Origin of the sequence: Rhodosalinus halophilus, from assembly GCF_003298775.1 — a bacterium.
In the GTDB taxonomy this organism is placed as follows: domain Bacteria; phylum Pseudomonadota; class Alphaproteobacteria; order Rhodobacterales; family Rhodobacteraceae; genus Rhodosalinus; species Rhodosalinus halophilus.
In genome coordinates this window covers 287,075-301,964 of the sequence record NZ_QNTQ01000001.1, presented here as the reverse complement: position 1 = coordinate 301,964, position 14,890 = coordinate 287,075, and the positions used below count along the sequence as shown (strand labels likewise).

The window sequence follows — 14,890 nt, the reverse complement described above, 5'->3', positions numbered from 1 at the left end:
CCGGGTGCGGCCCGTTCGGGCGCGTCACGCGCCGCAGATCCCCTGAAGCCGCAGCCAGTCCGCATCGCTCAGAACGGGGCGGGGCGGTTCCTGTGCGAAGGGATCGGCCTCGATCAGGCTGAGCACCGTCTCGCCGGTGACGTCGCGCGCATAGGCGTAGGGCCTGGCGCTGAGCGCCGCAGCCTCGAAGCCGGCCAGCAAGGTCTCGTCTGGCAGCGCGGCCGGCGGCTCGGTGAGCAGCGCGCGGGCATGGGCCCGCAGCAGATCCTGGGGCAGCGTGCCCGAGGTGAGCAGGCGAAAGCTCGCCGCGACGCCGCCCGCGCGCACCAGCGCGTCGAGCGGGTCCGTCGCGGCCTGACGCAGGGCTTCGGCCAGCACGAAGCCCGCCGGCACGTCGGGTTCCTGCGGATCCTCGACCAGCCCGCGCGCGAGCAGGATCCGCCCGTCCGGCAGGCTGGCCGTGGGCGAAGGGCCCTCGCGGAGCACGACGAGCCGCCCGCCGGCCTCCGCGCCCAGCACGCGGCGCGCCAGCGCGTCGAGCGCCGCCTCGCCTTCGGGTGTCTGGCAAGGGCGCCCTGACAGCGCCTGGATCTCGGTCATCAGGGCTTCGGAGATCTCGGTGCGCTTGGCCGGCGGCAGGATCCGCAATGCGTGATCGCGCATCGCGCCCGGCAGCCACAGCACCGCGACCGCTCCGATCAGCGCGAGCGCCGCCAGAACGCCGGCAAGACGCAGCCGGCCCGGGCGCGGGCGGCGCCGCTCGACCGCCTGGCGCACGCGCTCGATCGCGACGATCATGTCCTCGGCCTCTTCCCCGAGCTCGAGCTGCTCGCCGGTGTCGCCGTCGGGATGATAGAGCGCCGGCATCTCGCCGGGGTTCAGACGCGCGACGGCTGCGAGCGACCAATGGGCGAGTGCGCGGTCCTGCATGTCCGCGATCGTCAGGCTCGCCTCGCCGAGCGAGACCACGACGTCCTGCCGCTGCGCGTCGGGCGACGCGCGCCACAGGCCCGTCGCCTCCAGCCGGGCGTAGTCCTCGAGGGCGGTCATGTGGGGGTTCTGCTCTGCCTCTCGCTATTCGATGCACAAGCTATCATGGCGATGTCGCACGCGGCAATCCGACGCCACGTCGCGCCTCGGGAAGCGGCACGGTCCACCGCACCAGCGCGCGGCACCCGGAGCCTGAACGCAGCCGTCACGGTCGGGGGCTGGCGTCCGGGCCGTTCAGGCCTGCACGAGAATTGCGAGGGCAAGGAACGCTGCGCCGGGCCAAATCGTTCCATCCCAGGCAGGTCGCAGCGCGTGGCTCGTCGCGCTGATCGATCAGTGCAAGCGCGTAAGTCGCTTCGGGTGCCTCCTTCGCGCGGACGAAGGCCCGAGAGCTTTGTGGCTGCGCGCGCCGCGCGGCGATGGCGCGACCGCGACTCCGAGGGCCGCTTGGTGCAGCGGGCCGGACGACGGGCCTCCTGCGGCCTGCGCAGGGGCCGAACGTCCTCGGCAACGGGAAGCGGCCGGTGCGACGGCGCGGGGCGCTCAGAGCGTTCGCGCCACGTTGCGCAGCTCGAACTTCTGGATCTTGCCGGTCGAGGTCTTCGGCAGTTCCTGGAACACGACCTTTTTCGGCGTCTTGAAGCCCGCGAGCCGCTCGCGGGCGTAGGCGATGAGCGTGGCCTCGTCGGCCTCGGCACCGTCCTTGAGCTCGACGAAGGCGCAGGGCACTTCGCCCCATTTCTCGTCCGGCTTGGCCACCACCGCGCAGAGGAGCACGGCCGGGTGCGCCATCAGCACGCCCTCGACCTCGACGGAACTGATGTTCTCGCCGCCCGAGATGATGATGTCCTTGGCCCGGTCCTGGATGCAGACGTAGGTATCCGGATCCTGCACCGCGATGTCCCCGGAGTGATAGACGCCGCCCTTGAACGCCTCGGCCGTCGCCTCGGGGTTCTTCAGATAGCCCTTCATCACGCCGTTGCCGCGAAAGACGATCTCGCCCTGCGTTTTCCCGTCCATGGGCACCTGCCGGCCCGCCTCGTCCACCACGCCGACATGCTCCATGAAGGGCATGGCGACGCCCTGCCGCGCCTTCTTCGCCGCGCGCGCGTCGCCCTGCAGATCCTCCCACTGAGGCCCCCAGGTGCATTCGGTGGCCGGGCCGTAGGTCTCGGTCAGGCCGTAGACATGGGTGATGTTGAACCCCATGGGCTCGATCGCGGCGAGGGTGGCGGGGGCGGGCGGCGCGCCGGCGGTGAAGACCTCGACCACGTGGTCGAAGTCCCGCCGCTCTTCGGGCTTGGCGTTGATCAGCGTGTTGAGCACGATGGGCGCGCCGCCGAAATGGGTGACCTTTTCATCCGCGATGGCGTCGAAGATCGGCTTCGCCGCGATGTCGCGGCAGCAGACGACCGTGCCGCCCACCGCCGGCATCATCCAGGTGTGGCACCAGCCGTTGCAGTGAAAGAGCGGCACGATTGTGAGATACCGGGGATAGAGCACCATGCGCCAGCTCAGCACCTGTCCCATCGCGTTCAGATAGGCGCCGCGGTGGTGGTAGACGACACCCTTGGGCCGCCCGGTCGTGCCGGAGGTGTAGTTGAGCGCGATGCTCTCCCACTCGTCGCCGGGCATGATCCAGTCGAACGCCGGATCGCCCGAGGCCAGAAGCTCCTCGTACTCCGGATACTCGCCCAGATGATGCACGCCCGCGTGATCGTCGGCCACCTCGACCACCGCGGGCGCCGGCCCCTCCATCCGCTCGATCGCCTCTGCCGCGAGGGGGACGAACTGCGGATCGACCAGCAGCACCCGCGCCTGGCCGTGATCGAGGATGTAGGCGACGGTGTCAGCGTCGAGGCGCACGTTGATGGTGTTGAGGATGGCGCCGCAGGCGGGCACGCCGAAATGCGCCTCGGCCTGGGGCGGCACGTTGGGCAGGAGCGTGGCCACCACGTCGCCGGGCTTCACACCGATCGCCATCAGCGCCGAGGCCAGCCGGCTCACCCGCTCGGCATATTCGCGATAGGTCCGGCGGATGGGGCCGTAGACCACCGCCTCGTGCTCGGGAAAGACCGTGGCCGCGCGCCTGAGAAACGACAGCGGCGTGAGCGGCACGAAGTTCGCCGCGTTCTTGTCGAGTCCCGTCTCGTCCGCGAGCCAGCCCATCGCCGTGATCCTCCCTTTTCCCTTCGGGGGCGACGGTATAGGGAAAGAATGTTGCGCCGCAAGACGGGGTCTCCTCATGACTGTTGCCGAAACCGCCCGCAGCGGGACCGCCGCCGGCGCGCTCTCGATGCTCGCGGCGATGGCGGTGATCGGGCTGATCGACAACGTGGTCGCCCTGATCGCGCGGGATGTGGGGCTGTGGCAGTTCCAGCTCGTGCGGGGCGTGATCTGTCTGCCGCTCCTGCTGGCCGCCTCCGTCGCGCTGCGCCAGCCGATCCGCCCCGTCTCGCTGCGCGCCGTGGCGCTGCGCAGCGCCGTCGTGACGGTCGCCATGGCGCTCTATTTCGGGGCGCTCGCCTTTCTCCCCATCGAGCAGGCGCTCGCTGGGCTCTTCACCTCGCCCATCTGGATCCTCGTGATCACGGCGCTCGTGCTGGGGCGCGGCGTGGGCTGGGGACGTGCGGGGGCCGTGGCGCTGGGCTTTCTGGGGCTGATCGTGGTGCTGGACCCCGATCCCGCGCATCTGTCGCCGGTGATCCTGATGCCGGTGGCGGGCGGCGTCTTCTACGCCATCGGCATGATCGCGACGAACACGATCTGCGCGCGCGAGACCGCGCTCACGCTGCTCAGCGGGATCATCCTGTGCCAGATGGCGGTGAGCGCGGTGGCGCTCCTGCTGATCGGTCTCGCGCAGCCGGCGGCCGCGCCGGGCGCCGAGGGTTTCCTGCTGCGCGGCTGGAGCTGGGCGATGGGGGAGGTCGCGCCCTGGATCCTGCTGCAGGCGGTCGGCTCGCTGATCGGGGTGGGGCTCATCATCCGCGCCTATCAGCTGGGCGAGCCCAGCTACATCGCCCCCTTCGAATACGCCGCCTTCATCTCCGCCCCCGTCTTCGCCTGGCTGCTTTTCGGGCATGTCCCGGGCCTGCAGCAGGTCGCGGGAATCGTCATGATCGCCGCGGCGGGGACGCTGGTGGCGCTGCGCCTGCGAGAGCCGCGATGATCGTCTCCCGCGGGCGGCGCTACATCTTCGTCCACATCCCCAAGACCGGGGGGACGGCGCTGGCGCTTGCGCTCGAGGCGCGGGCGATGGCCGACGACCTGCTGATCGGCGACACGCCCAAGGCGCGGCGGCGACGCGGCCGGCTGAAGGGGCTCGCGCCGCGCGGGCGCCTGTGGAAGCATTCGACGCTCGCGGACATCGAGGGGGTCGTGGACGCGGAAGAGCTCGAGGATTTCTTCACCGTGACGCTGGTGCGTAACCCCTGGGACCGCATGGTGAGCTACTACCACTGGCTGCGCGCGCAGCGTTTCGACCACCCGGCGGTCCGGCTCGCCGCAAGGCTGAGCTTCGCCGACTTCCTGGCCCATCCGCAGACCGAGGCGAGCCTGCGTGCGCAGCCCTATGCGGCGCACATGACCGACGCGCGGGGGCGCGAGCGCGCCTCGCTCTATATCCGGCTCGAGGCCTTCGGGACGGATGCGGAGCCCTTCTTCGACCATCTGGGGTTCCGCCTGACGCTGCCGCGGGCAAATCCCTCTGCGCGCGACCCGGACTGGCGGCGCTACTACGACGCGGACTCCGCCGCGCGGGTGGCGCGGCTCTGCGCCGAGGATATCGCGCGGTTCGGCTATACCTTCTGAGCGGCCTTGGCGCCCGCCAGCCGTGCCCAGGCCTGGTCGAGCGCGGCCTCCGGCGCGGCGATGCCCAGCCGGTCGCGCAGAAGCGCCGCGAACTCGGCCCGGTCGCGAAGCTCGCGCTTTTCGCTGCCGCCGGGGCGTTCCACCGTCGCCGCCCGGTCGAACAGACCGATCCGCAGGTCGCCGCGATAGCCGCCCGCCATCAGATGCCTGGCGAAGGGCAGGCCGGGCCAGGTCGCGCAGACGTGGTTCGCGGCGTCGATGTCGGCATCGGTCACATGCGCCCCGTCGAAGCCGTAGAGCTGGAACCAGCCCCGCGGCGTCAGTTGCTCCACCACCGTCTCGCCCGTCGTCGGATCGTGCGTGAGCCGGTAGCGGCCGTTGGGGGCGGCCTGCTCGCCCTCGTCGTCGAGGGCGAGCGGCACGAGCGGGGCAGGCCCGCCGAAGCCCGCGTCCGCCAGCCACGGGCGCCCGCCCGCCTCGGTCAGGATCGCCAGATGCGTGCGCGGCCCCGGCTCCGGCCGCCCCTTGCGCACCCGCCCCAGCACCCGCCGCACGGGAAAGCCGAGCGCGGCCATGGCCGCGCCGAGAAGCGCGTTGAGCTCGAAGCAATAGCCACCACGTCTGCGCGCCAGAACCTTCTCCGAGATCCGGTCGAGGCGCAGATCCGGCGTGATGCCGAGAAAGGGGTCGAGGCTCTCGAAGGGCAGGGCGGTCAGCTGCGCCCGCTGCAGCGCGGCCAGGCCCGCCGGCGTCACGGGCACCGTATCGAGCCCCAGGCGGCGCAGATAGGCGTCGAGGTCGAAATCCATGCGCGCGAGCTTCCCCGATCGCGGGCCTGCCTGCAACCGCGCCCCGCCGACCAATCGGCGAGGAGTGACGGCGGTGATCTCAGCACGCCACCGCCGGAAGGGGCGGCAGGCCGGCCGCCGGAAGCCGCGCCACGATCGTCCACGGGATCGGGCGCGGCTCTGCGTGCATGTCAGGCGGCCTGCGCCTCGGGACCGAAGCGGCCGTAGAAGCTCTGCCCCTTGGCCGCCATCTCGCGCAGCAGCGCGGGACAGGCGAAGCGCTCGCCGTGTTCTGCCGCGAGTTCGTCGCAAAGCTCGGCCGCGCGCGAGGCGCCCAGCATGTCGAGCCAGCTGAACGGCCCGCCCGACCAGGGCGCGAAGCCCCAGCCGAGGATCGCGCCCACGTCGCCCTCGCGGATGTCCTCCAGCACGCCGTCTTCCAGCGCGCGCACCGCTTCCAGCACCTGGGCGAACATCAGGCGATGCTGCACCTGCGTGAGGTCGGGCTGGTCGTCCTTCGGCGGGTATTTCGCAGCCAGCCCCTCCCACAGGCCGGTGCGCTTGCCCGCCTCGTCGTAGGCGTAGAAGCCGGCGTTGGCCTTGCGCCCGAGCCGGCCCTCCTCGGCCATCCAGAAGATCACCTCGTCCACCGCGTCGTCGGGATAGGCATCGCCCATCGCGGCCCTGGTCGCCTTGGCGATCTTCACGCCGAGGTCGATCGAGGTCTCGTCCACGAGCTGCAGGGGCCCCACGGGGAAGCCCAGCTGCCGCGCCGCGTTCTCGATCAAGGCGGGCGTCACGCCTTCGCCCACCATGCGGATGCCCTCGTTGATGTAGGGGATGATGCAGCGGTTGGCGTAGAAGAAGCGCGCGTCGTTCACCGCGATCGGCGTCTTGCGGATCTGGCGCACGTAGTCGAGCGCCTTGGCCACCGCGCGGTCGCCCGTCTCGCGGCCCTTGATGATCTCCACCAGCAGCATCTTCTCGACGGGCGAGAAAAAGTGGATGCCGATGAACTGCTCCGGCCGGGCGCTGGCCTTCGCCAGATCGCTGATCGGCAGGGTGGAGGTGTTGGTGGCGAAGATCGCGTCCTCGGGCAGATGCGCCTCGGCCTTTCGCGTCACCTCGGCCTTGATCTTCGGATCCTCGAAGACCGCCTCGATCACCAGGTCGCAGCCCTCGAGCGCGGCGTAGTCGGTCGTCGGCGTGATGCGCGCGAGCGTCTCCTGCGCCTTCTCGGGGGTGGTCTTGCCGCGCTTTTGGCCCTTTTCCAGATAGCTCTCGGTATAGGCCTTGCCCTTCTCGGCGGCTTCCTGGGCCTGGTCGATGAGCACCACCTCGATGCCCGCCTGCGCCGAGACGAGGGCGATGCCCGCCCCCATCATGCCCGCGCCGAGAACGCCCAGCTTCTGCACCCTCTGGTCGGGCGCCTCGGGGCGGTTCGCGCCCTTCTCCAGCGCCTCCTTGTTGACGAAGAGCGAGCGAATCATCGCCGCCGAGGAGGGGTCCATAAGGATATGCGTGAACCAGCGCGCCTCGATCCGGAGCGCCGTGTCGAAGGGCACGAGCGCACCCTCATAAACCGCGGACAAGAGCGCCTTCGCCGCCGGGAAGGCGCCGTAGGTCTGCGCGTTCACCATGGCCGAGGCGCCGACGAAGGTCATGAAGCCAGAGGGGTGATAGGGCGTGCCGCCCGGCATCTTGTAGCCCTTCTGGTCCCAGGGCTTGACGATGTCGGCGTCCTTGGCGTTCAGCACCCATTCCTTCGCCGCGGCGAGCGGGTCCTCGGCCACCTCGTCGATGAGGCCGGCGGATTTGGCCTTCGCCGGATCGACCGTCTTGCCCTCGAGAAGGTAGGGCGAAGCCGCCATCGCGCCCAGCTTGCGCACGAGCCGCGTGGTGCCGCCCGCGCCGGGGAAGATGCCCACCATGATCTCCGGCAGGCCGATCTTGGCCTTGGGGTTGTCGGCGGCGAAGATGCGGTGCGTGGCGAGCGGGATCTCCAGCCCGATGCCCACAGCCGTGCCGGGCAGGGCCGAGGCGATCGGCTTGCCGCCCTTGTTGGTCTTGGGGTCCATTCCCGCGCGCTCGATCTTTCGCAGGATCCCATGCATCCGCATGATGCCGTCAAACAGGCCTTTCGCCGGGTCGTCGCCCGCCGCGTCCCGCATCCGGGCGAGGATGTTGAGGTCCATGCCCCCGGCGAAATCCTTCTTGGCCGAGGTGATGACGACGCCCTTCACCGCGTCGTCGGCGAGCGCCGCGTCGATCAGCGCATCGAGTTCGCCCAGCGCGTCGAGGCTGAGCACGTTCATCGACTTGCCCGGCACGTCCCAGGTGATCACGGCGACTCCGTCGGCGCCCTTGTCCATGGTGAATTCGGTCATGTCAGTTTCCTCAGTTGGCTAGGTAGCCCTAGCGCTCTGTTTCCTGTCCGGGAACGTCTTGAACGGACACGCAATCGAATGTCCCGGCCCGGCTTCGAGGGTGTGAAAGCGCCTCGGCCAACTCGTAGCAGGCCGCGCCATTGTCCGCGTATCCAAAGACGACAGCCACAGGGCTTCGGATTGTCTCGCGCTTGACCAAAAAGAATGCCGCGTTCTCCTGGTCCCACTGCAAGCCGCGTGCGGCCTCTGCCATTCGCGAGAGGTTGTCGCCCGAAATGGCTTGCCCGGCACTTACCGAGACTAACAATACGGGCAAAACGAGAGCGCCCTTCATTAGTCGGCTTCCCTCACACGCGTTCCAGAATGGTGGCCGCGCCCATGCCCGAGCCGATGCAGAGCGTGGCGAGGCCGGTCTCGCGGTCCGTGCGCTCCATCTCGTCCAGCAGCGTGCCCAGGATCATCGCGCCGGTGGCGCCCAGCGGATGGCCCATGGCGATGGCGCCGCCGTTCACGTTGACGCGGGATTGGTCCACGTCGAAGGCCTGCATGAAGCGCATGACCACCGCCGCGAAGGCCTCGTTCACCTCGAAAAGGTCGATGTCGCCGATCTCCATCCCGCTCTCGCGCAGGATCTTCTGCGTCACCGGCACGGGGCCGGTCAGCATGATGGTTGGGTCGGTGCCGATCTTGGCCGTCGCGCGGATGCGCGCGCGGGGCGTCAGCCCGTGCGCCTCGCCCCATTCCTTCGAGCCGATCAGCACGGCCGAGGCGCCGTCCACGATGCCCGAGGAATTGCCGGCGTGGTGGATGTGCTCGATCCGCTCGAGGTGCGGATACTTCAGCATCGCCACCTTGTCGAAGCCGGGCATCACCTCGCCCTGCTCCTTGAAGGAGGGCTTGAGGGCACCGAGGCTCTGCATGTCCGTCTCGGGGCGCATGTGTTCGTCGCGGTCGAGGATCGTCAGCCCGTTCACGTCGCGCACCGGCACCACCGACTTCGCGAAACGCCCGTCGTCCCAGGCCGCCTTGGCGCGGCGCTGCGACTCGACGGCCAGTTCGTCCGCCTGGTCGCGGGTGAAGCCGTACTGCGTGGCGATGATGTCCGCGCCGATGCCCTGCGGCACGAAATACATGTCCATCGCCACCGAGGGGTCCGCGGCGATGGCGCCGCCGTCCGAGCCCATGGGCACGCGGCTCATGCTCTCCACGCCGCCGGCGATATAGGCGCCGCCCGCGCCGCCGCGCACCTGGTTGGCGGCCATGTTCACGGCCTCCAGCCCGCTTGCGCAGAAGCGGTTGATCGAGACGCCGGGGATCGACTCGTCCAGATCCGAGGCCAGCACGGCGGTCCGCGCGAGACAGGCGCCCTGTTCGCCAACCTGCGTGACGTTGCCCCAGATCACGTCCTCGACCGCGTGGCCGTCGAGCCCGTTGCGGTCCTTGAGCGCATTGAGCGCAGTGGTCGAGAGACGCACCGCGGTCACCTCGTGCAGGCTGCCGTCCTTGCGGCCCTTGCCCCGTGGGGTGCGCACGGCATCATAGATATAGGCGTCGGTCATCATCTGCCTCCGTTCAGGCCCGGTCCGAGGGATGGCCGGGCATCAGGTCATAGGGGTGTTTCCAGCCCGGCAGCGCCGCGAGGCGCGCCAGCCAGGCGTCGATGGCGGGCCACTCGGCCCGGTCGAACCCGAAGGGCTCGGGATAGAAGAGATAGCCGCAGCAGGAGAAATCGGCGTTCGTCGGCCCGTCGCCCACGATCCAGTCGCGGCTTTCGAGATGCCGGTCGAGCACCGCATAGGCGGCCTTCAGCCGCCCCTGCAGGAAGCCGATCACCTCCTCGGGGCGCTTCTCCTCGGGCAGGAAATTCATCAGGAAGCGCGTCATGCCCGCCTGGCTCGAGAGCTTGTGGTTGTCCCAGAGCACCCAGCGCAGGATCTCGCGCCGCTCGCGCGCATCGCGTCCGCCGAACCTCCCGGACTTCTCCGAGACGTAGTCCTGGATCGCACCCGACTGGGTGAGGGTATAGTCCCCGTCCACCATCACCGGCGCCTCGCCCATCGGGTTGAGGGCGCGAAACGCGTCGCTGCGCCCCTCGCCGCCGAAAAAGTCGAGCTTCACCGGCTCCCAGTCGAGGCCCGAAAGCTCGAGGGGCAACGCGGCCTTGTAGGAGTTGCCGCTCTCTCCGAAGCAGTAGAGTCGGATCGTCATGCTGCGCTCCTTGCCAAGGTGGGCGACGCGGGGGTTTCACACCCCCGCACCCCCGTGGGGTATTTCGAGCAAGAGGAAGACACGGACCTGTTCACCTTGCCTTAACCCTGTTCGGTATAGACACGACCCGTGGCACAGGCTGGGGAGCCGATGGCCATGCAAGGGGAAGCCCTGCCGCTGCGCCGACGCCGCGTCTGAGCGTCGTCGTGGCGGCGGGGTGGACCGGGTGCTGCCCGCCCGTCTCCGAGGGTTCGATGAACGGTCCTTCCTCTTGCAAGAAATACCCCGCGGGGGTGTGGGGGCGCGAAGCCCCCACCTGCGGCGGCGCAGACGGCGCAGGCACCGGGGTCATTTCCCCCCCGCGAAGCTGCGCGCGATGAGTTCCTTCATGATCTCGTTGGTGCCGCCGTAGATCCGCTGCACTCGGGCGTCCGCCCACATTTCGGCGACCGCGTATTCCTGCATGAAGCCGTAGCCCCCGTGCAGTTGCACGCACTCGTCCAGAACCTCTCCTTGCGTGTCGGTCAGCCAGTATTTCGCCATGGCGGCCTTCTCGACGGTGAGCTTGCCCCCGAGATGCTCGGCGATGCATTCGTCGAGGAAGGCGCGGGCGACCTTCGTCTTGGTCAGGCACTCGGCCAGCTTGAAGCGGGTGTTCTGGAACTGCATGATGGGGCCGCCGAAGGCTTGCCGCTCCTGGCAGTATTGAATCGTGCGCGCGACCGCGCCCTCCATCGCGCCCACTGCGCCGCAGCCGATGATCAGCCGCTCCTGCGGGAGCTGTTCCATCATCTGGTAGAAGCCGCGGCCCTCCTCGCCGCCCAAGATGTTCTCGGGGGGCACCGGCACATCGTCGAAGAAGAGTTCCGAGGTGTCGGCGGCATGCGCGCCGATCTTCTCGAGGTTGCGGCCGCGGCTGAAGCCCTCGGCGCCCTCGGTCTCGACCACGACGAGCGAGGTGCCCTTCGCGCGCGCCGAGGGGTCCGTCTTGGCGGCGACCACGATCAGGTTGGCGTGCTGGCCGTTGGTGATGAAGGTCTTCTGCCCGCTCACGCGGTAGACGTTGCCGTCGCGCACCGCGCGGGTGCGGATGGCCTGCACGTCCGAGCCGCCGGAGGGTTCGGTCATGGCGAGCGCGCCCACCATCTCTCCGCTCACCATCTTGGGCAGCCAGCGCATCTTCTGCTCCTCGGTGCCGTAGGCGAGGATGTAATGCGCGACGATGCCGGAATGGATGCCGTGGCCCCAGCTGGCGAGGTTGGCGCGCGAGCCTTCCATCAGGATCACCGCCTCGTGGCCGAAGTCGCCGCCGGCGCCGCCGTATTCCTCGGGGATCGAGGGGCAGAGCAGGCCGAGTTCGCCCGCCTGGGCCCAGGTCTCGCGGTCCATCTCGCCCTGTTTGCGCCAGCGGTCGTAGTGCTGGACCCAGTTTTCCTCGATGAAGCGCCGGGTCATCTCGGCGAGCATCCGGTGCTCTTCGGTCATCCAGGTGGATGGCATCGCGGTTTCTCCTCCCCTTGAACCCTCTATCTCTTGCGCGCGTCCAGTTCCGAGTTGAAGAGCCTCAGCCGGTGGGTGAGGTTGTCCTCGTCCGTCACGCTGTCGAAATGTTCGAAGAGAAAGGACAGCGCCTCGCCCTCGTCGAGACCGGCCTCGGCCGCGAACTTGCGGAGGCGGCGGTAGCCGTCCTCCGTCATCGCGACCTGGAAGCGCCGTGTGGTGCGGAAGCGTTTCGGCATGGCTCCTCCCTCTGCGCCGCCGTAGGGTGCGTGCTCGGCACGCACCCTACGTCAGAAATTCGCCGCCTCCAGCGCCATCACCGGCTCCGCGCCGCTCTCGATGCGCTTGAGGTGCATGCCCGTCGCCGGCAGCTGGCGCGCCATGTAGTAGCGTCCCGTGGCGAGCTTCGCCGCGAGGAAGGCGGGATCGCCGCGGCCCTCCTCCAGCGCCGCCTTCGCGGCGAGGGCCATCTTCGACCACATGAGGCCGAGGCAGACGTGCCCGAAGAGGTGCATGAAGTCGTAGCTGCCCGAGAGCGCCGCCTGCGGGTTCTTCATGCCCTGCTGCATGAAGAACATCCCCGCCGCCTGCAGATCCTTGGAGGCCTGCTTGAGGGGGTCGAGGAAGTCGCGGTCGATCGTCTCGTCCTGGCCCGCGTTCGCCTTGGCGAAGGACTTGACCATGTCGAAGAAGGCCATGATCGCCTTGCCGCCGTCCTGGCCGAGCTTGCGGCCCACGAGGTCGAGCGACTGGATGCCGTTCGTGCCCTCGTAGATCATGGTGATCCGCGAGTCGCGCACGAATTGCTCGAGACCCCATTCCTTCGTGAAGCCCGAGCCGCCCAGCGTCTGCTGCGCGAGCACGGTCGTCTCGAAGCCCTTGTCGGTCAGGAAACCCTTGATGACCGGGGTCAGCAGCGAGATCATCGCCTCCGCCTCGTCGTCGCCGTTCCGGTGGGCGCGGTCGATCATCTGCGCGCCCCAGAAGGTGAAGGCGCGCGCGCCCTCGACGAAGCTTTTCTGGTGCAGGAGGTTCCGGCGCACGTCGGGGTGCACGATGATCGGGTCGGCGGGGCCCTCGGGGTTGGCGGGGCCGGTGACGTCGCGGCCCTGCAGCCGGTCCTGCGCGAAGGCCAGCGCGTTCTGGTAGGCCACCACTCCTTGCGCGTAGCCCTGAAGCCCGACGCCGATGCGCGCCTCGTTCATCATGGTGAACATCGCGCGCATGCCCTTGTGGAGCTCGCCCACGAGATAGCCGGTCGCGCCGTCGTAGTTCATCACGCAGGTGGCGTTGCCGTGGATTCCCATCTTGGCCTCGAGCCCGCCGCAGGTGACGGCGTTGCGCGCGCCGAGCGAGCCGTCTTCGTTGACGAGGAACTTGGGCACGATGAAGAGCGAGATGCCCTTCGTCCCCTCGCCGCCGCCCGGCGCCTTGGCGAGCACGAGGTGGATGATGTTCTCGGAAAGGTCGTGCTCGCCGGCCGAGATCCAGATCTTCTGCCCGGTAATCCGGTAGGTGCCGTCGTCGGCCGGCTCGGCCTTCGTCCGGATGAGCCCGAGGTCGGTGCCGCAGTGCGGCTCGGTCAGGTTCATGGTGCCCGACCAGATGCCGTCTACGAGGTTCGGCAGATAGGTGCGCTTCTGCTCCTCGGAGCCGTGGGCGTGGATCGCGGAATAGGCGCCGTGGGTCAGACCCTGATACATGTTGAAGGCCATGTTGGCGGAGACGAACATCTCGCCCACCGCCGAGCCGATCAGGTAGGGCATCCCCTGGCCGCCATACTCCGGGTCTGCGTCGAGGCCCATCCAGCCGCCCGCGCGCATCTGCTCGTAGGCGTCCTTGAAGCCATCGGGCGTGCGCACCACGCCGTTCTCGAGGGTGCAGCCCTGCGCGTCGCCCACCGGGTTCAGCGGCGCGAGCACGTTCTCCGAGAGCTTCCCCGCCTCCTCGAGGATCGCGGCGGTCGTCTCGCGGTCGAGTTCCTCGTAGCCGGGGATGTCGGCCTCTGAGACGTTGAGAACGTCATGCAGGACGAACTGCATGTCGCGGGTCGGCGCTTCGTAGATCGGCATCTGTCACTCCCTCAAAGCCGTCGCTGCGCGGCGCTCACTCCGCCGCGGTCTTGTTCATCGAGGCGAGCATCTTCTCGCCCCAGTCCAGCTGTTCCCGGAGTTCTTCGATCGCGTCGTCGAGCTCGGCGCGCTGGCGCTCCATCTCCGCCAGCCGCTCCTTGGCCAGCTCGTAGGTGCGCAGAAGCTGGGTCCGCTGCTGGTCGTCCTCGTAGTAGAGGTCGAGCAGCTGGCGGATCTCCTCCAGGCTGAAGCCGAAGCGCTTGCCGCGCAGGATGAGCTTCAGCCGCGCGCGGTCCCGCCGGGTGAAGAGCCGCTTCTGCCCCTCGCGGATCGGGAACAGCAACTCCTTGGATTCGTAGAAGCGCAGGGTCCGGGGCGTCACGCCGAAGGCGTCGCACATCTGCCGGATCGTCATCGTCGCGTCAGTGTCGTGGTCCGTGTCGACTCGCGTCGCGGTCATCGTCTTGGTCCTTGTCGGTCTTGTCTTGACGCAGAGGAGATGCTCGCTTCCGCGTCTGGTTACAACAGCATGTGACGTTGACGTAACCAGGACGCCGCGTCACTTCAGCGCCCTGGCAAGCTTTCGTCGCGACAGGCTTCGCGCGCGCAAGGATGTTGCCCACCTGCATGGCGTTCCTGCGCATGTCGGCCGGGGGCTCGCGCCGGGAGTTCGGCCGTTCAGGCGCCGCCGCCCAGCGTCGCGCGGGTCTCGTCGCGCATGCGCCGCAACTCGTCCATCGCTTCCTCGAGCTGCGCCTTCTGGCGGGCGAGTTCCTCCAGCTGGGCGTCGGCCGCCTCGACGAAGGTGCGCATCTGCGCCGCGGTGCCTTCCTTCTCGTAGATCAGCAACCACTGGCGGATTTCCTCGAGCTGGAAGCCGTAGCGCCGCCCGCGCAGGATCAGCGTCATGCGCGCCAGCTCGCGCGGGCCGTAGAAGCGCTGGCGTCCGACCCGTTCGGGCTGGAGCAGTTCGATGTATTCGTAATAGCGCAGCGTCCGCGGCGTCACCTCGAACCGCGCGCACATCTCCTTGAACGAAAGGCGTGTCTCGGACATCGGCAGGGCTCCCTGGAGCAAACCTAGGTTCGCCATGACGCGGGGGCAACCGACGCGACGCGCGGCCTTGCGCTCGACG

Annotated in this window: 13 protein-coding genes; 2 read left to right on the top strand and 11 right to left on the bottom strand. The window is 68.9% G+C overall.

Features of this window, described 5'->3' with window-relative positions:
* Nucleotides 1-24: 24 nt before the first annotated feature.
* Both DRV85_RS01375 and DRV85_RS01370 read right to left on the bottom strand, forming a co-directional pair.
* Nucleotides 25-1,050: a hypothetical protein gene (locus tag DRV85_RS01375; protein ID WP_113287628.1), complete on the bottom strand. Its 1,026-nt coding sequence runs from the start codon at nucleotides 1,048-1,050 to the stop codon at nucleotides 25-27.
* A gap of 483 nt (nucleotides 1,051-1,533) precedes the next feature.
* Nucleotides 1,534-3,159: an AMP-binding protein gene (locus DRV85_RS01370; protein ID WP_113287627.1), complete on the bottom strand. Its 1,626-nt coding sequence runs from the start codon at nucleotides 3,157-3,159 to the stop codon at nucleotides 1,534-1,536.
* 76 nt (nucleotides 3,160-3,235) lie between these two features.
* Here DRV85_RS01370 and DRV85_RS01365 point away from each other — a divergent pair, with 76 nt between their 5' ends.
* Both DRV85_RS01365 and DRV85_RS01360 read left to right on the top strand, forming a co-directional pair.
* Nucleotides 3,236-4,159, top strand: coding sequence for a DMT family transporter (locus tag DRV85_RS01365; protein ID WP_113287626.1), 924 nt, complete (start codon nucleotides 3,236-3,238; stop codon nucleotides 4,157-4,159).
* Nucleotides 4,156-4,800 carry a sulfotransferase family 2 domain-containing protein gene (locus DRV85_RS01360; protein WP_113287625.1) on the top strand — a complete coding sequence of 215 codons (645 nt, stop codon included), beginning with the start codon at nucleotides 4,156-4,158 and terminating at the stop codon, nucleotides 4,798-4,800. Before DRV85_RS01365 ends, DRV85_RS01360 begins: the two co-directional genes overlap by 4 nt.
* Here DRV85_RS01360 and DRV85_RS01355 read toward each other — a convergent pair.
* The 9 genes from DRV85_RS01355 to DRV85_RS01315 all read right to left on the bottom strand — a co-directional run bounded on the left by DRV85_RS01355 (nucleotide 4,788) and on the right by DRV85_RS01315 (nucleotide 14,811).
* On the bottom strand, nucleotides 4,788-5,609 hold the full coding sequence (locus tag DRV85_RS01355) for an arylamine N-acetyltransferase family protein (protein WP_113287624.1): 822 nt from the start codon (nucleotides 5,607-5,609) through the stop codon (nucleotides 4,788-4,790). The two genes, DRV85_RS01360 and DRV85_RS01355, sit on opposite strands and share 13 nt — an antisense overlap.
* A gap of 170 nt (nucleotides 5,610-5,779) precedes the next feature.
* Nucleotides 5,780-7,975, bottom strand: coding sequence for a 3-hydroxyacyl-CoA dehydrogenase NAD-binding domain-containing protein (locus tag DRV85_RS01350; protein ID WP_113287623.1), 2,196 nt, complete (start codon nucleotides 7,973-7,975; stop codon nucleotides 5,780-5,782).
* Nucleotides 7,976-8,322: 347 nt separating this feature from the next.
* On the bottom strand, nucleotides 8,323-9,534 hold the full coding sequence (locus DRV85_RS01345) for an acetyl-CoA C-acetyltransferase (RefSeq protein WP_113287769.1): 1,212 nt from the start codon (nucleotides 9,532-9,534) through the stop codon (nucleotides 8,323-8,325).
* A gap of 13 nt (nucleotides 9,535-9,547) precedes the next feature.
* Nucleotides 9,548-10,183, bottom strand: coding sequence for a glutathione S-transferase family protein (locus DRV85_RS01340; RefSeq protein ID WP_113287622.1), 636 nt, complete (start codon nucleotides 10,181-10,183; stop codon nucleotides 9,548-9,550).
* A 348-nt stretch (nucleotides 10,184-10,531) separates the two neighbouring features.
* Nucleotides 10,532-11,683 carry an acyl-CoA dehydrogenase family protein gene (locus tag DRV85_RS01335; RefSeq protein WP_113287621.1) on the bottom strand — a complete coding sequence of 384 codons (1,152 nt, stop codon included), beginning with the start codon at nucleotides 11,681-11,683 and terminating at the stop codon, nucleotides 10,532-10,534.
* 26 nt (nucleotides 11,684-11,709) lie between these two features.
* Nucleotides 11,710-11,922 carry a hypothetical protein gene (locus DRV85_RS01330; protein WP_113287620.1) on the bottom strand — a complete coding sequence of 71 codons (213 nt, stop codon included), beginning with the start codon at nucleotides 11,920-11,922 and terminating at the stop codon, nucleotides 11,710-11,712.
* A 51-nt stretch (nucleotides 11,923-11,973) separates the two neighbouring features.
* Nucleotides 11,974-13,755: an acyl-CoA dehydrogenase C-terminal domain-containing protein gene (locus DRV85_RS01325; protein WP_113287619.1), complete on the bottom strand. Its 1,782-nt coding sequence runs from the start codon at nucleotides 13,753-13,755 to the stop codon at nucleotides 11,974-11,976.
* A gap of 34 nt (nucleotides 13,756-13,789) precedes the next feature.
* A complete protein-coding gene (locus DRV85_RS01320; RefSeq protein ID WP_199525741.1) occupies nucleotides 13,790-14,215 on the bottom strand; it encodes a MerR family transcriptional regulator in 426 nt (141 codons plus the stop codon).
* 218 nt (nucleotides 14,216-14,433) lie between these two features.
* Nucleotides 14,434-14,811, bottom strand: a complete 378-nt coding sequence (locus DRV85_RS01315) for a MerR family transcriptional regulator (RefSeq protein WP_113287618.1) — start codon at nucleotides 14,809-14,811, stop codon at nucleotides 14,434-14,436.
* Nucleotides 14,812-14,890 lie beyond the last annotated feature (79 nt).